Here is a 17,283-nt window from a genome sequence, read left to right as displayed (position 1 = left end):
CGGAGAACTCGAGCCGAAATCCCGAAATCCCTTAATCAGGCCAAGGAGATCCCGCACGCGGCTAAGGTCTGTACTGAAATCCCTCATGACCTCGCCGAGATCATTCATCATTGCCTAGCCCGCAGGATGGCTCCTGCCAACTCGACTCGTTCATGCACGGATTCGATGGTATTGCCGCGGCCCACTAATACATCGTATTGGTGCTCGTTGTCCAGGGCTGCCGCCAGAGCTGATCTAATCGCGTCAGCGCGGGCCTCAATATCTAGCTCGGGGCTCTGGCTCAGTGCGATCATGAGTGCGTCGTATAGCGGCCGGCTCGGACGCCCAGTGGGTAGGCGGAAGGGTTCGCCGCGGAACACTTCAATGAATCGGAGCAGCTGCACATTGAACTCATCCATCATTCGTTCTGCAGAGTCCTCTTCGATAGATGCATTGGCCTCCATGTAGCGATCCATGATGCTCCTCAGGGACCCCTGCTTGTCTTTCTCGATAGCATCTCGCAGAGCAAAAAAACGAAGCACCAGTTCTGCGTCGGCAAGTGACGAGAAAAGCGCATTTCTGAGTAGCGCGTCTGGTGGGTCTTGCTCCTCACCTTCGATGTGCGGCGGTATCCCCCAAGTCTGTGTAAACGGTGCACTTCTGGCCAACTCGATTAGCATCTTATTCAATGGTCCAGGATGAAGCGCGTTCCGCAGCTCCTGTGGGTTGAGTCGTACGCCTCCGGTGTTCAAGCGGTCAAAGAGCACGCGCCGGACGTCGAGGTCATCCTGTTCGGCCTCTCGGGTCTCTGCCAAGAGAACGACTGCCGAAAGGCTTCGCCGTAGAAGGCCTCGCTGCAGAATAGGAGGTAGATCTGCAAATTTCTTGCGATTCAGTTCGGGCCAATATTCCAGACCGGACAAAGCGAACTCATTGTTCAGAAACCCCCTGATCGACTCAAGCCGTTGCCGTCCATCGATCACTTCATATTCGTTGTAATCCCGCTCAAAAAGAAATATTGGTGGTACCGGAATGTTCAACAAGAATGATTCAATAAGCAGCGCTTTCTTTTTGTTCGACCATCTGAGTCGCCGCTGGTAAGCAGGCGAAATGTCAATTAATTCGCGGCCCGGTCGGAGCGCATGCTGCAGGTAGTCAAGCTGATAATCTTTGGTTTCCCTAACTACTCGAAGCTGACTGCGAGCGTACTTGGTCGCGGGGTCAACGACCGGAGTGGGGGAGCTGGGTAGAGCTGAAACTTCCTCTTCTTCGTACCACTCGTCAACCTCGTCGTGGCCAATTGGAGCGCTTCCTGTCATGGCTGAATCCTATGGCGAAAGGCTGCAGAGCGACAGGCCGGCAGGGCCGATAGCTCATGCGCCTGGAGTGCGGCGGATTGCCGACTTCGTTCGCCGCCTGTAAAGGGCGCACGACGGACCACGCTTTATAGGCGCCTCGGATGCCTGGGCGCGTCACCTTATGGGATGAATGCGCGGAATGCGCGAAGTCTTATCGGACGACAACGTCAGGCGACGTTGTGGGGGCGGAACTGGACGCTTACCCGGGGGCCGACCGGGCGGGTGGTCTTCGGGATGGCGTGTTCCCAGGTGCGTTGGCAGGAGCCGCCCATCACGATCAGGTCGCCGTGGCCCACCGGGAAGCGCAGACTGTCGCCGCCGCCGCGAGGGCGCAGCAGCAGTGGTCGGGGCGCGCCGAAGGAGACGATCGCGACGACGGTGTCGGTGTGCGCGGAGCGGCCGATGGTGTCGCCGTGCCAGGCCACGCTGTCCCGTCCGGAGCGGTAGAGGCACATGCCGGCGGTGACGAAGGGTTCGCCCAGCTCGGGTGCGTAGTGGCGGGTCAGCTCCGCTCGTGCCGTGGTGAGCACGGGGTGGGGGAGTTGGCGGTCGCCGTCGTACCAGCAGAGCAGGCGTGGCACGTCGACCTCGTTGTCGAACATGGCGCGGCGTTCGGCCCGCCAGGGCACCTCGGTGAGCAGGGTGTCGAGGACCGCGTCGGAGCCTCGCACCCAGCCGGGGAGATGGTCGACCCAGGCGCCCCGGGTGAGGTGGAGCCGGCGGATCTGACCGGGCAGCGGCCCCAGGGTCGGCCCGGCGTCGGCCAGGTCGAGCATCGACGGCTGGTAGGCGGCCTGCGTCATGCGACCACCCTAGCAGCGCTTTCGTACATCCGTGCTAGAGCTGTGCTGTCCCCGATCCCCCATGATCCACGCCACCTCGGCGAGGTGGCGCCATCCCGCCGGCCAGACACCCCGACATCGCCGACCTGGAGTCGATCACACCGTGAGGTCGGCCTGGCGTACGGCGTCGAACACCGCGTCGACGACCCGGGCCCGCCCCTGCCCGTCGATGGTCGACCACGCCTGTCCGGCGAGCGTCGCGCGCCGCTGCGGCGAGTTGAGCAGCCCGAGCAGGGTCCGCGCCGCCGCCGCACGGGTGGCCCGTCCGGCGACTCCCGCGGCGGTCAGCTCCGGCAGTTCGCCGAGACCGGCGGCGAGGCCGTGCCGCACCACGCGGGCGTACGACTCGCGTTGGTTGTCGACCACGCAGACCAGGGCGGCGGGTGCGCCGAGGCAGCAGAGTTCCCAGGTGGACGTGCCGGCGGCGCTGACCACCAGGTCGGCTTCGGTGATCAGGGTCGGTAGTGAGGTGGTGGGCGGGACCGGTCGGATGATCTGCCCACGGCCGGGGGTGACGTCCTCCACCTCGGCCTCGATCTCCGGTCGGCCGACGACGACCGTCAGGTCCATCGGGTGACCGGTGGCCACCAGCACCCGGGTCAGCACCGGAGCCGCGCCGACGGCGTCCGTTCCGCCGAAGAAGGCCAGCACCCGGGGGCGGCTGACCGCCGTGGCGGGTGGGGGGACGGGTGGTCGGGCGGTGATCACGGAGTCGCGCAGCAGGGCGTAGCCGCTGCCGGCGAGCAGTCGGCCGGGTAGCTCCGGTAGCTGCGCTCCGAAGTTCTGGTCGAGGTAGAGGTCGGCGACCTGTCCGCGGCTGTCCCCGTCGATCACGGCGAGGGTGAACACGCCGGCGTCGCGCAGGGCGCCTGCCCCGGCCGGGTCGAGCTCGTAGGAGTCGAGGACCATCACGTCCAGCTCGTGCCGGCGGGCTGCCTCGACCAGCCCGTCCGGCGTGTCCGGGCCAGGGTGCAGGGGGATGCCCCGTGCGGCAAGCTCGGCGGTGGCCCAGCCGAGCCGTTCGACGGTGCCGAACACGGCCACCTGGGCGCCTCGGGCGAGGAACTCCTCGGCGAGCGCCAGGCAGCGGACGAGGTGGCCGACGCCTCGTCGTGGCCCCGCGTCGCAGCGCAACCCGACCCGCAGCGTGCTCAGGACTCCTCCAGCTGCTTCTGCCGGACGTCGGCGTTGAGCGCGCGCAGCTCGGGCTGCCCGTCGAGCCAGTCGGTGAGCTTGGCCAGCGGCACGCTGACGTCACCGAAGTGGTCGATGATCGCGTTGACCAGCGCCCAGTCCTGCTCGGTGTCGAGGGTCAGCCGCAGCGCGGAGCGGTCCGGGGTGAGTGTCACGCCGAGCACCCGGAACAGCTCCGGATGGGTGTACGCGTACGACGTCACGTGGACCCGGTGGTGGTCGGTCGCGAGCCGACCGACGGTGCGCAGCGTCTCCGCTCGGATGATCTCGACGTCCAACCCTCGGGGCAGGGTGCGGGCGATGGACGTGCTGGCGTAGTCCAGCCCGGGGACCGCCCGGTACACCGACGCGACCAGGGTGATGATCTCCGGGTCGAGCAGTGGGCAGTCGGCGGTGAACCGCATGACCGCGTCGCCCGGGTGCGCCGCGAGCGCACCCAGGAACCGGTCCAGCACGTCGTCGACCGGCCCCCGGTGGCACGGCACGCCCAGCCGTTCGCACTCGGCCACCACGGCGTCGTCGATCGTGTCGGTGCTGGTCGCGACCACCAGGTCGGCCAGGACCCCGCTGTCGGAGGCGGCCCGGACCACCCGGCCCAGCACGGAACGCCCGGCGAGCGGGCGGAGCACCTTGCCGGGCAGCCGGGACGACCCCATTCGCGCCTGCACGATGCCGGTGATCCGGGGCACCGCGTCGGCGCGGTCCGTCGCAGCCGTCCCGGTCACTGCTGCTCCTCCTGCTTCGGTGCGAGCACGGCGGTGGCCCGCCGTTTGGCGGCACGGGCGCCCCGCTTGGCCAGCCGCGCCGGCGTGATGGCGAGTCGGCCGACCCGGTAGCTGATCGAGCCGCTGAGCAGACCGATCGTCGTCTCGGCTCGGCGTAGCGCGCGTTCCCGTGAGGTGAGCAGTTCCTCGGTCCACGCGGTCAGCGCGGCCAGCCGGCTGATCTCCTCGCGTTGGCGCAGCCACGCCTCGCGTAGCTGCTGGTAGCTGCGCGAGCCGACCGGCGGGTCGGTCGGTGCGATCGTCTGCAACTCGGTGGCGAGGTTGACCCTGCCGTCGAGGTCCAACCCGTGCAGCGCGGCGGCGATGGCGGCCTCGGTCTCCACCGCCTCGGTGACGGTCGCGCGGTCGAGGTCGTGACCGGCGAGGCCGCCGAGCACCACGGTCAGACCCGCCACGTCGAGAGTGGACGACCACGGGTGGGCGTACCCGCCGGTGAGCAGGCCGGCCGCGAATCGCCACAGGCCGCGCGCCAGCACCACGTCCGCCGGCAACGCGCCGGTGGCCCGCCAGCTCGGGTCGAGCACCGCGTACCGCTCGCCGTCGACCACCACGTTGTCGGTACCGGCCAGCGCCGCCGCCCCGGCGATCCGGCCGTCGTCGTCGGCCTGGTCGGCGAGCCAGCCCGCGTACCCGTGCAGCAGCGTGCGTAGGGTCGCCAGGTCGCGGCGCAGGGCCGCGTCGAGCAGCAGGGTACGCAGCAGCCGGCCGGACGGCACCGGCCCGGACAACGCGTCCGCGTCCCGGTACGCGGCCTCGCGGCTCGCGAACGGCGCGGCGGCCGTCGTCGGCGTGCCGGTGGTCGTGGCGAGCCCCCACCGCCAACCCGACGGGCCGTGCAGCACCTCCGACACGCCGATCCCGGGACGCCCGGTCTGCATCAGCGCCACCGGCAGGTCGATGTCGGCGGCCGGCGGGTGGTCCCGGGTGTCGGCGGGCCGGTGGGCGAGCACCAGCCAACCCGGCGCGAGGTCGGCGGCGCGTCCGGCGTGCAGCGCGTCCACCGCCAGTCGGGCCGGGTCCTGAAGCACCGTGTCACGTGTGGAACCGCCCGCGCACGCCCCGTGCAGCACGGCGTCGAAGAGGCCGGAGCCGGCGTCCCGGTCGAGGTGGTCGGCGTCGAGCAGGGCGGTCGGGCTGGCGACATCGGGGTACGCGGCCCAGCACGCCGTCGGCCGCAGCCCCGCCTCGGTGAGCCGTTCGCGGAGCTGGGCCCGGTTGGCCGGGTGGCCGCGATCCAGCACCCCGCCGATCACCCAGGCGGAGTCGTCGCGGGCGGCGTACCAGGGGGTGGTGGCGACGAGTCGGTGCAGGCCGAGCGGGTTGTCCAGGCGCAGGAGCAGCGCGCCACCGGGCCGTACGGCGGCGACCAGTCGCGCCAGCACACCGCTCCAGCCGAGCCGGGCGCCCTCCACCGACTCCACCGGGTCCAGTCCGGCGGCGGCGATCACCACGTCGTACGTCTCGTCGGGCAGCCCGGCCGGGCCACCCACCACCACGTGGGCGGCTCGGTGGGCCAGCGCGACCGCGTCCGGGTGGCTGCGCAGCAGGCAGGTCACCTGGGCGTGACCGAGCTGGTCGAGCAGGGCCGGGTCGTGTGGCCCGGCCACCAGGACCCGGGCGCCGGGAGGCACGAGCCGGGTGGCGAGCGCGGCGAGGGGCCCACCGTCGGCCAACCGCTTCTGCGGCAGGTCGGACCAGGCCAGCATCTCGCCGCCCGGCAGGGTGATGCGGCCGGCGGGTGCCGTCTCAGTCGTCACGGTCGTCCTCTTCCTCCTGGAGGTTCGCCCAACCGAGCAGTTCGCGCAGCTCGGCCGGCGTGCAGCGGTGGTCGGCACCGAGTTCGGCGCGGGCGATCTGGACCGCGGTGGGCAGGTCGACCTCGGTGCCGTGCAGCTCCGGCCACTGGCGGCGGATGCGGGCGGTGCCGCCGAACGTCGGGTCCTCGTTGGACAGGATCATCGGGTCGCCGTAGACCGCCGGTTCGCAACCCGCCGCGATGCCGTAGAAGATCGCGCTGGTCAGCCGGTTGGATGCTACCCGCCGATGCCGACGCAGCTCGGTCAGTTGCTTGTCGAGGAACTCCGGGTCGGTGTCCTTCCACCAGTGACCCCGGTAGCCGTGGCAGATTACCCGGAATCCCGCCCGCTCGTAGAGCCGGCGGACGTTGCGCATCCGGTACTCGTGCCAGTAGAGGCAGACCGTGACCGGGCCCGGCTCGGTGGCCTGGATGAGGGCGATCAACTTGCGGTGGTCGCCCTTGACGTGCTGCCCTTCCCAACCGTGGAACGGGTACCAGATGGTGCCCTCCCGCTCCTCGGCCGGTGGTTCCTCCGGGCGCATGGCCAGCAGGTAGGCGAACGGCGCCCCGATGACGACCACGTTGCGGCGCCCGACCGACCAGGCCCGGCGGCGGGTCTGCTCCGACCAGAGCAGGCTGGGGGTGCGGTCGGCGTACGGGTGACCGGGGGCGAGGCCGTCACCGATGTTCCAGCCGTGCTGCACGTACCCGTTGATCCGCGGTGGGTGCCGGTCGCCGAGGCCGGCGTAGCGGGCCAGCACGTGCGCGTGGCCGTAGAAGTGGTTGGCGTGGTGCATCAGGTTCCCATCAGGCGGCGGAACGCACCGAGCCGGCCCGCAGGGCCGCGGTCAGCGCGTCGATGACGCGATCCTGGTCGGTGTCGCTGAGTCCGGGGTAGAGCGGCAGCGACAGCTGCTGCGAGTAGAACGACTCGGCCACCGGGCAGGACCCGCGCCGGTAGCCCAGGTCGGCGAAGACGGGGTGCCAGTGCACCGGGACGTAGTTGACCTGGACGCCGATGCCGGCCGCCCGCATCCGGTCGTACACCTCGCGGCGACGCCCGTCGAGTACGCGGATCGGGTAGAGGTGCCAGACCGGGTCGGCCCACGACTTTCGGTTGGGCAGCCGCACACCGTCCAGGTCGGCCAGTGCCTCGTCGTAGCGGGCGACCAGGGCGGCCCGCCGCGCCTTGAACTCGGCCAGCCGGCGCAGTTGACTGCGGCCCAGGGCGCAGAGCACATCGGGCAGGCGGTAGTTCAACCCGAACTCGGGCACCTCGTAGTACCAGCCGCCCTCGTCCGGGTGGCGCAGCTCGTCGCGGTCGCGGACCACACCGACGCCGCGGAAACGGCGCGCCCGCAGGAGGACCTCCGGGTCCAGTGCGGCGACCGCGCCGCCCTCGGCGGTGGTCAGGTTCTTCGTGGGGAAGAACGAGAACGCGGTCAGGTCGGCGAGCGAGCCCACCGGCCGCCCGTGGTACGTCCCGCCGATCGAGTGCGCCGCGTCGGCCAGCAGCAGCGCGTCGCTGCCCACCATGGACTTGCGCAGGGCGTCGTAGTCGGCCGGGTGGCCGGCGTAGTCGACGGCGCCGACGACCTTGGTCCGCGAGGTGACCGCGTCGGCGGTCGCCGCCGGGTCGAGGCAGAAGGTCTCGTCCTCGACGTCGGCGAACACGATCGTCGCGCCGAGGGCGGCGGCGCTGCTGGCCGTCGCCACGAACGTCATCGGGGAGACGACCACCTCGTCGCCCGGGCCCACCCCGGCGGCCGCGTACGCGACGTGCAGCGCCGCCGTGCCGTTGGAGACGGTGGTGACACCCACCCCGCCGGTCCATCGGGCGAGGTCGGCCTCGAAGGCGTCGACCTGCGGACCGGTGGTGAGCCAGTCGCCGCGCAGCACGTCGGCGACGGCGGCGATGTCCTCCTCGCTGACCGACTGCCGGCCGTACGGGAGCATCCCCGTCATCCGTTGATGCCGAGCATGTCGCGCAGTTGCTCGACGGTGAGCCACTCGTCGTTGGTGTCCGACTGGTAGGCGAATCCGTCCGGGACCGGGTCGCAGTCGACCGGCGGCTGGTAGCCCCAGGTGGCGATGGTCGGCTGGACGATGAACCGGCCGTCGGCGCGCAGCGTCCGCCGGCTGTCGTCGGGCGCGATCATCTCCTCGTGCAGCTTCTCGCCCGGGCGGATCCCCACCTCGTGGGTGGTGGCGTCCGGGGCCACGGCCTCGACCAGGTCGAGGATGCGCATGCTCGGGATGCGCGGCACGAACAGCTCGCCGCCCTGCATCTGGTCGAACGAGTCCATGACGAACTGAACGGCCTGGTCCAGTGTGATCCAGAAGCGGGTCATCCGCTTGTCGGTGATCGGCAGGCTCTTGCCCTCGGCGGCGAGCCGGCGGAACAGCGGGACGACCGAGCCGCGGCTGCCCACCACGTTGCCGTAGCGCACCACCGCGAACCGGGTGGGGTGCTGGGCGGCGTAGTGGTTGGCCGAGACGAACAGCTTGTCGCCGACCAGCTTCGTCGCGCCGTACAGGTTGATCGGGCTGGACGCCTTGTCGGTGGAGAGCGCGATGACCTTCCGGACGCCGGCCTCGATCGCCGCGTCGACGACGTGCTGCGAGCCGGTGATGTTGGTGGCGATGTACTCGGAGGGGTTGTACTCCGCGGTGTCCACCTGCTTCAGCGCGGCGGCGTGCACCACGTGGTCGACACCGTGCATGGCCCGGGTGAGGCGGTGCCGGTCCCGGATGTCGCCGATGAACCAGCGCAGTCGCGGGTCGTCGCCCAGTTGCTGGCGCAGCTCGTACTGCTTGAGTTCGTCGCGGGAGAACACCACCACGCGGGCGGGGTCGGCCTCGGTGAGGATGTGCTGGAGGAAGGTCCTGCCGAAGGAACCCGTTCCCCCGGTGATCAGAATGGACGATCCATTCAACTCACTCAATTTGGTGCTCCCGTGTTCGTGGATGAACGAGCGGCCCTCGGCCGGCCGACCGGGGTGCGACGCTAACCACGGCGGGTTAACTCCTCGGCGCTCGCCGGTTAACCGCGACCCCTGCCCCCGTGAATGCCGGGCACCGTCCAGGCGAACACTTCCACCCGCCCCGCAACCGGCCTGACCAGTCCGGTTCGGGCCGTTACAGTGGCCGCGCGGGAGACTCGGCGGCCGCGTTCGCAGCCGGTTCCCGCGTTCACCCGACATCCGCACCGCCTGGTGCGGGCGGTTCATCCCGAGCGTCACCGACGCGGGCCCACCTGCCCGCGGAGTCCGCGCGGGCCCGATCCGGCTGGCAATTCTGGAGGCGTTGATGGCATCCGGTAGCGACGTGATCGAACGGCCGGAGGTGGCGGCGGCGACACCGGTCACCGCACCCGCTCGGCGCTGGGTGGTGCCGCTGCTGCTGGTCGTCGGTTGGGTGCTCAGCGTCGCCTGGCGAATGTGGCTGTCCCGGCACATCGTCCTGCCGATCGCGCACACCGACGAGGACAGCTACCTCAACACCGCCCGTGCTCTGGCCGGCGGGCCGGGCGGCTTCAGCAGCGAGAACGACCTGCTGCGTCGGGTCGGCTACCCGATGCTGATCTCGCCGGCGTTCCTCGGGGACCGGGACTTCTCCGACAGCTACCGGATCGTCCAGTTGATCAATGCGATGATCAACTCGGCGCTGCTTCCACTGGCGTACCTGCTCGGTCGCCGCCTGCTCCGGCTGCCCCGGTCGTACGCGCTGCTCGGCGCGGTCGCGGCGGCGACCCTGCCGGCCACCGCCTTCTACGCCGGCATCGCGATGATCGACACGGTGATGGCGCCGCTGGTGGTCGCCTGGCTGCTCGCCGTGCACCGCTGGATCGACCGGCCCGGCCCGCTCGCCGCCGCCACCGTCGGTCTGCTGGTCGGCGGGTTCCACCTGCTGCACTCCCGGGGTCTGGTGATCGTGGCGGTGCACGCCGGGTTGGTCCTGCTGCTGTTCATCCGCCGCCGGATCAGCCCGCCCGCGGTGCTCGCGGCGCTGCTGCCGGTTCTCGCCATGGCCCTCGTCAACGCCGCCGCCATCCGCTACCTCGGCGACAAGGTCTACCTGCTCGGCAGCACCCCCGGCGGTGGCACGGTCGAGGCGGTCGCCTCCGCGCAGGGTGTGGTCCGGGTCGGTGCCGCCGTCGCCACCCAACTCTGGTACCTCGTGGTGATCACGTTCGGCATGGCGGGGGTGGCCTGGGCCGCCGCCGTCCGCGAGCTGTGGCGGCCACGGCACGGCGACGCGACCCGCTGGACGATGGGCGTGGCACTGGTGGTGACCGTCGGGGTGGCCGGTGGCGCGTCGGTGATCCTGGCCGGCATCACCGGTAAGCCGCTGGACGCGATCTACGGCCGCTACGTGCAGATGCTGGCGCCGTTCTGGCTGCTGGTGGGGCTCGGGGTGCTGCTCACCGCCGGCCGCCGGGTGATCCTGCGTCGGGCGGCCGTCGCGGTGGCCCTCCTGGTCGGCGGCGGCGCCCTGATCGCCGTCCGGCTCGCGTACGTGGCCAGTCGCGGACACTACCTGCGCTACGGCGGGTTCGGCGCACCGGACCTGATGGCGTTGACCGGGAGCTGGCGGGAGATGCGACCCGTGGTCGGGTCCCTGGTGGGTATCGCCGGCTGCCTGCTGCTGGTCGGCGCCGTCCTGGTTCCCCGGCTGCGGATGCCGGTGCTCGGCGTACTCGTCGTGGTCAACCTCGCGACCATGCAGGTGATCGACCAACGCATGGTGCGGCCCTTCGTCGCGAGCAGCGCGCCGACGCCTCAGGTCGCCGACCTCGGCGTACGCCCCGGCGAGCGGGTGTGGGCCTCGACCGGCGTCCACTACATCATGCGGTTCAACCTCAGCCACCAGGTGACCTGGACCGACGTCCGGTGGTTCGGCGACCAGGAGCCGCCGGCGGCGGCGCAGGTGGTGTTCGCCCGGTGGGCACCCGGCCAGGCCGACGACTGGGACGGCACGGCGTACGGCTTCGTGCGCCTCGGCGGCAACCCGGTGCAGCACTGGGCGGCCTGGCGGCGCGCCTGACCCGACCCGCCCCCGGTGGACACACGCTGTTCGTGAACGGCGGATGTCCACCGGGAGCATGGTCGGTTAATGAATTCGGTCCGCCGTGGAAATATGTGCGGCAATCAGCGTTGGCGGCGGTCGGCCCGGGCCAGGGAAATCGGGATGACAGTGATTTCCCGACCGTCGGACAGCTCCTGTCGTGGGGAGCCCTCGACGAATCGGAAACGCCGGTTCATCTGTCGTACGACGGTATTGTGCCCGAGCACCTCACCGTCGAGGCGGTCCAGGTGCAGGCCGTCGAAGGCGTACTCGACGGCCTCCCGCATGACGCCCAGCCAGGCGGGCAGCGTCTCGCCCCGCCCGTCCAGCCCGTCGGCGTCCAGGTAGAAGCCCCACGCCCCCGTCCGTGGGCCCTCCAACCGCAGGTCGAAGAAGGTGACCACCCCGCAGGGAAGGTCGTCTCGGACGTACATCAGCACCCGCCGGGACGGGTCGTCGCGGACCGCCGACCACCACCGGGCGTGCTCCTCGGCGGTGATCTCGTGGCTGGTCTTGCTGACCTGACGGTTGGTTTCCTGATTACGCCAGGACAACATCAGGTGAACGTCGTCCGCTGTCGCTTCGCGCAGCACGTGCCTCTCGCTTTCTTATCTGTTCACGCTCGGTCTCGGCACCCTACCCGGGCCCACCGGCAAATCAGATATGCATTCGTTGGGTTGTAGACTCCGGCGCATGAACGAATTGAGTCGCGCACAGATTCGCGACCTCATGGCTCAGGTGTTGAAGAACCAGGACAAGGAGCTGCCCGCAGACGACGCGGCGCAGTTGCGGGAGATCGGCTTCCGGTCGCTGGACTTCTCCGAGCTGGCCCTGCGGGTGGAGGACGAGACGGGGGAGGAGCTCAACTTCGACGCGCCCGGCCTGCGCCGCATCGCCACCGTCGGAGACGTGCTCGACTTCCTCGTCGAGCTGCAGCACCAGTGACCGTCGCGACGGCGGGCCACCCCACACCGGCGGGCCCGGAGCCGGCCGGCGTCGACAACCGGCTCGTCGTCGGCGGTGCCACGCTGACCTGGCGCACGCTGCCGCTGCCGACGCTCCCCGACCCCGCCGCGGTGCTCGCCCACTCCGCCGTGCACGCGCTCGCCGCCGCCCGACAGCACGCCGTGTACGGCACCGAGCTGCTGCTGAGCACCGCGAGTCGGGTCGACGCGGCGATGCGTACCGAGCTGCTCGACGCCGGGTTCACCGTCAGCGTCCTCGACGGCGATGGAGCGCACCCCAGCGTCCCGGCCCGGCCGCGAGCCGCCGAGACCGGCCGGCTCTGGCTGCTGACCTCGGGTTCGACCGGGCGTCCCAAGCGGGTCGGGCACACCCTCGACACGCTGACCACCGTGCGGGCCGACCAGCCCGATCGGACGTGGCTCTGCCCGTACGCCCCCGGCACGTACGCCTGGTGGCAGGTCGTCACCCTGTCGCTGACCCAGCCCGGTCAGCACCTGGTGGTGGTCGAGCCCGACGAGTTGGACGACTGGCCCACGATCGCCGCCGCGCACGGCGTCGACGCCGCCTCCGGCACCCCCACCTTCTGGCGTCGCACCCTCTACCGCGACGCCGCCGCGTTGGCCCGGGTGCCGTTGCGCCAGATCACCCTCGGCGGCGAGCCGGTGGACCAGGCGATCCTAGACCAGCTCCGGGACGTCTTCCCCGCGGCCCGGATCTCCTGGATCTACGCGTCCTCCGAGGTGGGGGCGTCCATTGTGGTGCACGACGGGCGGGCCGGGTTCCCGGTCGACTGGCTGGACCGGGAGACCCCGGGCCGGCCGACGCTCTCCGTGGTGGACGACGAGCTGGTGGTCACCTCCCCGTTCCACGGGGCCGGGTTGGCCGGCCCGGTCCGCACCGGGGACCGGGTGCAGGTGCACGACGACCGGGTGCTGATCACCGGCCGACTGGACTCCGACGAGATCAACGTCGGCGGCAGCAAGGTCTCCGCCGGCGTGGTCCGCGGTGTGCTGGCCGAGCATCCGTCGGTGGCCTGGGCCCGCGTCACCGGCCGCCGCGCACCGGTGCTCGGCCGGATGGTGGTCGCCGAGGTGGTCCTCGCCCCCGCCGACCAGTCGGAAACCGACGAGGCCGAGCTGGTCCGCTGGTGCGCCGACCGGCTTCCCGAGCACGCGGTGCCACGTCGGATCCGCCTGCTGACCGAGATTCCCGTCAAGGAGACCCTGAAGAGCGATGTCTGACACCCAGCTCGTCCCACCCAGCTCCATGGTCCTCGTCTCCGGCGGCTCCCGGGGGCTGGGCCTGGCCATCGTCACCGACCTGCTCGATGCCGGCGTACGGGTGGCAGCGTTCGCCCGTACCGTCACCCCGGAGCTGGAGAAGCTCGCCGCCGAGCACCCCGACCGGGTGCATGTCGGCTCGGTGGACGTCACCGACCTGCGCGCCGCGCAGAGCTTCGTCCGTGATGCCGAACAGCGTCTCGGCCCGATCGACGGTGTTGTCAACAACGCCGCGATGGGGCAGGACTCGTTGCACGCGCACACCGCCACCGACGACATCGCCCGGATCATCGAGACCAACCTGACCGCCCCGCTGCAACTGACCCGGCTGGTGATCCGCCGGATGCTCGCCAAGGGACTACGCGGGCGGATCGTCAACATCACCTCGATCTGCGGGCAGCGCGGTTTCCCGGGCCTCGTCGCGTACTCGGCCACCAAGGGCGGCATGGATGCCGCCACGCGCTCGCTGGCTCGCGAACTGGGTGGCCGGATGCTGGTGAACTCGGTCGCCCCCGGCTTCTTCGCCTCGGAGATGTCCGCCGTGCTCGGCCCGACCCAACTCGACCAGATCGTGCGCCGCACCCCGACCGGTCATCTGACCGAGCCGGAGGAGGTCACGCCCGTGGTGCGGATGCTGCTGCGCGAGCACACCAACATCAACGGCCAGGTCATCGTGGTGGACGGTGCCGCCGCCATCTGACCTGGACCGGCTGGTCCGGCCGCGTCCGGTGCCGGGGTTGCTGGCCGCCGCCGAGCGGCACCTGCGCATCGGGTCACCGGCCGCCCTGGCCGACGCGGTGACCCGTAGCCACCTCGACGACGGTCGTTGTGTCGGCTGGTACGGCCCGCCGACGCCCGGGTGGCGGGTGGCGATCGACGCGGAACGCGCCGACGCCCCGGTGCCGCCGGCGCTGGCCCGCCGGTTCGGCACGGGTGACTTCTGGGCCCGGTGGACCCGCGCCGAGTGCTGCTGCAAGCTGGCCGACGTGCCGATCGCGACCTGGTGGCGCTGGCACGGGCTGGGCGTTCCGGCGCACGGCGGCGCACTCTGGCGAACCCTGCGGTTGGCCACCGACCTGGTGGTCACCGTCGGATTCGGCCCCGCGACCGGCTTCGTGCCCGTACCCGCCTCCGCCTCGACGACGACCCGGCTGGACCGCTAGGCGGCGACTCGCCGCCGTGCGCGCCGGTCGGCGTGGCGCCGGTTCAGGTGGTGCCTGTCGAGCTGCCCCATGTGTGGGGCAGGCTCCGCCTCACCGGGCCGCTCCGCCTCACCGGGCCGCTCCGCCTCACCGGGCCGCTCCGCCTCACCGGGCCGCTCCGCCTCACCGGGCCGCTCCGCTTCGCCTCAGCGCGGGCTGGGCTGCACCCGTTGCTCAGCCCAGCCCGCGCCGACGCTCAGATCAGATCCCAGCTCAGGGGAGTGCCGCGAGGGACGTCGGTGGTGAAGGTGCGGCCCAGCACCCGGTCGATCTCCACCGGAGCCAGCCCGCCCGCCGGTCGGATCGACCGGACGTTGTGGGCGGTCACCGGGTCACCGGCCCGCACGTCCTCGACCACGAACAGCGAACGGCGGAACCGCAGCCCCTCCCGCTCGGCCGGGGTCGGGCCGATCGCGGTGCCACCCAGCGCCGCGTACGCGCGGCCGGACTCGGCGACCAGGGCGGTCAGCTCCGCCGGGTTCAGCGAGAAGTCCGAGTCCACGCCGCCGTCAGCCCGGTCCAGCGTGACGTGCTTCTCGATGAAGCACGCGCCGAGCGCCACCGAGGCGACCGCCACCCCGATGCCGGGCGTGTGGTCGGACAGCCCGACCGGCACGTCGAACGCGCCGGCCAGCACCGGCAACCGGCGCAGGTTGCTGTCGGCCGGCGGCGCCGGGTAGGACGCGGTGCAGGCCAGCAGGACGATGCCCGCCGCGCCACCGTCCCGGGCGGTCCGCACCGCGGCGTCGATCTCGGCGACCGTCGCCATCCCCGTGGAGATCACCATTGGCTTGCCCGTGCCGGCCACGAGCCGGATCAGCGGCAGATCCACCAACTCCGAAGAAGCGATCTTGTACGCGGGCGCGTCCAGCGACTCCAGCAACTCCACGGCGGTCGCGTCGAACGGAGACGAGAACACGGTCAGACCACGCTCGCGAGCCCGCTCGAAGATCGGGGCGTGCCACTCGTACGGGGTGTGCGCCCGCTCGTAGAGGCGGTACAGGTTCTCCCCGCCCCACAACTCGTGCCCGCTGGAGATCCGGAACGCCGGGGTGTCGACGTCGATCGTGATGGTGTCCGGCCGGTACGTCTGGAGCTTCAGCGCGTGCGCCCCGCTCTCGGCCACCGCGTCGACGATGGCCAGCGCGCGGTTCAGGTCGCCGTTGTGGTTGCCGGACATCTCGGCGACCACGAACGGTCGTTCCCCGGCCCCGACCGCGTGCGGTCCGATCTTGATTGTCGCCGTCATTCCGACCTCTGCTCAGGTACGCCCGCACCGGGGTGCGGTGGTGCTGTCGTCGCCCGCCCGGCGGGTGGACGACCTGGAAAACCAGGGCGCCGGGAGCCGACCCGGCTCCCGGCGTGTGGTGCGGTGGAGGCGGTCACGGCAGGCGGCTCCCCGCCAGCGCGTCGCGCCGCTGCGTGATCGTGACGCCCTCGTCCGTCGTCGCGGCGCCCGCCCCTCGACCCGGGTCGTCGTCGGCGGTGACCGTGCCGGTGTCGACGCCGCCCGCCGGGCCGGGGCGACGCAGACGACCGGCGACCCGGTGCGCCTGGCGCAGAGCCGAGTACGCCAGCCAGTCACCGCGCCCCACGAGGCGGTGCTTGAGCCCGGTCACGCCCGAGGGCAGCGGATAGCCGCCGGTGGGTAGGTAGCGGCGGTAGTGCTCGGCGGCCCGGTGGAAGAAGTCCCGCCGTAGGTGTGGGTGCAGCCGGCCGTCGTTGCCCACCACCACCAGATAGTGGTTGATCATCAGCTGGAACAGCTCGGCCTGCAACCGCTCGTCCGGGTGCTTGCGGGCGACCCAGTCCAACAGTCGCTCGTACTGGGCGAACGCGTCGAAGTGCCGGCCGCTACGGGTGGAGGTGATCGCGCCGTGCCGACCCTGCCGGTACAGGTAGCAGACCCGGTCCAGCACGGAGATCTTCTCGGCGCCGATCAGCAGGGGGTGGCTGAACGGGATGTCCTCGTACCAGCCGGGGAAGAAGCGCAGCTCCAGGTGGTCCAGGAAGTCTCGCCGGACCACCTTGTTCCAGGCGGTGTGCTGCACCCGCAGCAGTTGCGGCTGGTCGTCGAGACGGGTCACGCCGGGGATGCCGCGCAGCAGGTGACTGCTCGCGTCGACCTCCCGCCGACCGTCCTCGTGCACCCGCAGGTGGTCCAGCATCAGCACGTCGGGCTGGTGCTGGCGTAGCCGGTCCAGCACCGCCGGGATCGTGCCCGGCGGCAACCAGTCGTCGCTGTCGACGAACCAGACGTACTGGCCGGTGGCCACGTCGAGCCCGGCGTTGCGGGCCAGGCCCAGGCCCACGTTGCTGCTCAGGTGCACGACGCGGACCCCGTCGCGGCCGGCGGCATAGGAGCGGAGCATGTCGCCGCAGCCGTCCGGGGAGGCGTCGTCGACGGCGATCATCTCGACCGCGTCCGACTCGCCCGCCGGGATGTCGGCCCGAATCGACTCCAGGCACTGGTACAGGTACGCCTCGACGCCGTAGACGGGCACGACGATGCTCAGCAGCGGTGCGTGCGTCGGCTCATTGACCACGTCCGCCACCTTTGACGGTCCGGGTGGCCGAACCCGGAACCTGACGTGACCGCCGATGGTGGAGTCCCTGAACTCCCGCGGAGCGGAAGGTTAACGGCGGCCGGCCCACAGTTCACCAGTCCGACGGCCCACGGCGCCGTCGGCGGGCGGGACGCGTCCGGTTCACCCGGGAGTGACCCGGTAGGGTGCCTCGGTGCGGCCCTGCCGGGCCGTCGCGGGCGTCGCCGTCGCGCCGTCCGACGCCGCGCCGAGGAGGATACGGACGT

At 71.1% G+C, this 17,283-nt stretch carries 16 protein-coding genes; 5 read left to right on the top strand and 11 right to left on the bottom strand.

Annotated features, from left to right (window positions below):
* Window positions 1–107: 107 nt before the first annotated feature.
* From ABGB10_RS22770 to pseB, 8 genes are all read right to left on the bottom strand, one after another.
* Window positions 108–1,298 carry a DUF262 domain-containing protein gene (locus ABGB10_RS22770; RefSeq protein WP_347662921.1) on the bottom strand — a complete coding sequence of 397 codons (1,191 nt, stop codon included), beginning with the start codon at window positions 1,296–1,298 and terminating at the stop codon, window positions 108–110.
* Between the two features lie 206 nt (window positions 1,299–1,504).
* Window positions 1,505–2,140: an alpha-ketoglutarate-dependent dioxygenase AlkB gene (locus tag ABGB10_RS22765; RefSeq protein ID WP_347662920.1), complete on the bottom strand. Its 636-nt coding sequence runs from the start codon at window positions 2,138–2,140 to the stop codon at window positions 1,505–1,507.
* 135 nt (window positions 2,141–2,275) lie between these two features.
* Window positions 2,276–3,334: a spore coat protein gene (locus tag ABGB10_RS22760; RefSeq protein ID WP_347663025.1), complete on the bottom strand. Its 1,059-nt coding sequence runs from the start codon at window positions 3,332–3,334 to the stop codon at window positions 2,276–2,278.
* A complete protein-coding gene (locus tag ABGB10_RS22755) occupies window positions 3,331–4,062 on the bottom strand; it encodes a glycosyltransferase family protein (RefSeq protein ID WP_347663023.1) in 732 nt (243 codons plus the stop codon). Before ABGB10_RS22755 ends, ABGB10_RS22760 begins: the two co-directional genes overlap by 4 nt.
* Window positions 4,063–4,094: 32 nt before the next feature.
* On the bottom strand, window positions 4,095–5,915 hold the full coding sequence (locus ABGB10_RS22750; RefSeq protein ID WP_347662919.1) for a class I SAM-dependent methyltransferase: 1,821 nt from the start codon (window positions 5,913–5,915) through the stop codon (window positions 4,095–4,097).
* The gene (locus ABGB10_RS22745; RefSeq protein ID WP_347662918.1) at window positions 5,905–6,753 is read right to left on the bottom strand and encodes a hypothetical protein; all 849 of its coding nucleotides are present in this window, start codon (window positions 6,751–6,753) and stop codon (window positions 5,905–5,907) included. Before ABGB10_RS22745 ends, ABGB10_RS22750 begins: the two co-directional genes overlap by 11 nt.
* A 10-nt stretch (window positions 6,754–6,763) precedes the next feature.
* Entirely contained in the window at window positions 6,764–7,921 is a 1,158-nt protein-coding gene (locus tag ABGB10_RS22740) for an aminotransferase class I/II-fold pyridoxal phosphate-dependent enzyme (RefSeq protein WP_347662917.1), read from the bottom strand.
* Window positions 7,918–8,901: a UDP-N-acetylglucosamine 4,6-dehydratase (inverting) gene (gene pseB / locus ABGB10_RS22735; protein ID WP_347662916.1), complete on the bottom strand. Its 984-nt coding sequence runs from the start codon at window positions 8,899–8,901 to the stop codon at window positions 7,918–7,920. The genes ABGB10_RS22740 and pseB overlap by 4 nt, the downstream gene beginning before the upstream one ends.
* Before the next feature lie 364 nt (window positions 8,902–9,265).
* Between pseB and ABGB10_RS22730 the strand changes: the two genes are divergently transcribed.
* Entirely contained in the window at window positions 9,266–11,002 is a 1,737-nt protein-coding gene (locus tag ABGB10_RS22730; protein ID WP_347662915.1) for a hypothetical protein, read from the top strand.
* Between the two features lie 104 nt (window positions 11,003–11,106).
* Here the strand turns inward: ABGB10_RS22730 and ABGB10_RS22725 are convergent, their stop codons facing one another.
* On the bottom strand, window positions 11,107–11,616 hold the full coding sequence (locus tag ABGB10_RS22725) for a GNAT family N-acetyltransferase (RefSeq protein WP_347662914.1): 510 nt from the start codon (window positions 11,614–11,616) through the stop codon (window positions 11,107–11,109).
* Between the two features lie 100 nt (window positions 11,617–11,716).
* On the opposite strand from ABGB10_RS22725, the gene ABGB10_RS22720 reads away from it, so the two are divergent.
* Genes ABGB10_RS22720 through ABGB10_RS22705 form a run of 4 tightly spaced genes read left to right on the top strand, consistent with a single transcriptional unit; the run spans window position 11,717 to window position 14,432 of the window.
* Window positions 11,717–11,968, top strand: a complete 252-nt coding sequence (locus ABGB10_RS22720) for an acyl carrier protein (RefSeq protein WP_091401397.1) — start codon at window positions 11,717–11,719, stop codon at window positions 11,966–11,968.
* The gene (locus ABGB10_RS22715; RefSeq protein WP_347662912.1) at window positions 11,965–13,230 is read left to right on the top strand and encodes an AMP-binding protein; all 1,266 of its coding nucleotides are present in this window, start codon (window positions 11,965–11,967) and stop codon (window positions 13,228–13,230) included. The genes ABGB10_RS22720 and ABGB10_RS22715 overlap by 4 nt, the downstream gene beginning before the upstream one ends.
* Window positions 13,223–13,969 carry an SDR family NAD(P)-dependent oxidoreductase gene (locus ABGB10_RS22710; RefSeq protein ID WP_347662911.1) on the top strand — a complete coding sequence of 249 codons (747 nt, stop codon included), beginning with the start codon at window positions 13,223–13,225 and terminating at the stop codon, window positions 13,967–13,969. Before ABGB10_RS22715 ends, ABGB10_RS22710 begins: the two co-directional genes overlap by 8 nt.
* Window positions 13,953–14,432, top strand: a complete 480-nt coding sequence (locus tag ABGB10_RS22705; protein WP_347662910.1) for a hypothetical protein — start codon at window positions 13,953–13,955, stop codon at window positions 14,430–14,432. The genes ABGB10_RS22710 and ABGB10_RS22705 overlap by 17 nt, the downstream gene beginning before the upstream one ends.
* 235 nt (window positions 14,433–14,667) lie before the next feature.
* On the opposite strand, the gene pseI is transcribed toward ABGB10_RS22705, so the two are convergent.
* Together pseI and ABGB10_RS22695 are read right to left on the bottom strand one after the other, a co-directional pair.
* Window positions 14,668–15,720 (bottom strand): pseudaminic acid synthase, encoded by a 1,053-nt coding sequence (gene pseI, locus ABGB10_RS22700; RefSeq protein WP_347662909.1) that lies wholly within the window; start codon window positions 15,718–15,720, stop codon window positions 14,668–14,670.
* Window positions 15,721–15,853: 133 nt separating this feature from the next.
* Complete coding sequence (locus tag ABGB10_RS22695; protein ID WP_347662908.1) at window positions 15,854–17,017, bottom strand: glycosyltransferase; 1,164 nt, start codon at window positions 17,015–17,017, stop codon at window positions 15,854–15,856.
* Between the last annotated feature and the right edge of the window lie 266 nt (window positions 17,018–17,283).

This window comes from Micromonospora sp. B9E7 (assembly GCF_039871815.1).
Taxonomy (GTDB): domain Bacteria; phylum Actinomycetota; class Actinomycetes; order Mycobacteriales; family Micromonosporaceae; genus Micromonospora.
This window is presented reverse-complemented; position numbering and strand designations above follow the sequence as displayed.

Bases quoted from the DNA above. Each gene is read 5' to 3' on its own strand.
- ABGB10_RS22720 (WP_091401397.1), top strand. From the start codon at position 11,717: ATGAACGAATTGAGTCGCGCACAGATTCGCGACCTCATGGCTCAGGTG.
- ABGB10_RS22765 (WP_347662920.1), bottom strand. From the start codon at position 2,140: ATGACGCAGGCCGCCTACCAGCCGTCGATGCTCGACCTGGCCGACGCC.
- ABGB10_RS22730 (WP_347662915.1), top strand. From the start codon at position 9,266: ATGGCATCCGGTAGCGACGTGATCGAACGGCCGGAGGTGGCGGCGGCG.
- ABGB10_RS22740 (WP_347662917.1), bottom strand. From the start codon at position 7,921: ATGACGGGGATGCTCCCGTACGGCCGGCAGTCGGTCAGCGAGGAGGAC.
- ABGB10_RS22745 (WP_347662918.1), bottom strand. From the start codon at position 6,753: ATGCACCACGCCAACCACTTCTACGGCCACGCGCACGTGCTGGCCCGC.
- ABGB10_RS22710 (WP_347662911.1), top strand. From the start codon at position 13,223: ATGTCTGACACCCAGCTCGTCCCACCCAGCTCCATGGTCCTCGTCTCC.
- pseI (WP_347662909.1), bottom strand. From the start codon at position 15,720: ATGACGGCGACAATCAAGATCGGACCGCACGCGGTCGGGGCCGGGGAA.
- ABGB10_RS22770 (WP_347662921.1), bottom strand. From the start codon at position 1,298: ATGACAGGAAGCGCTCCAATTGGCCACGACGAGGTTGACGAGTGGTAC.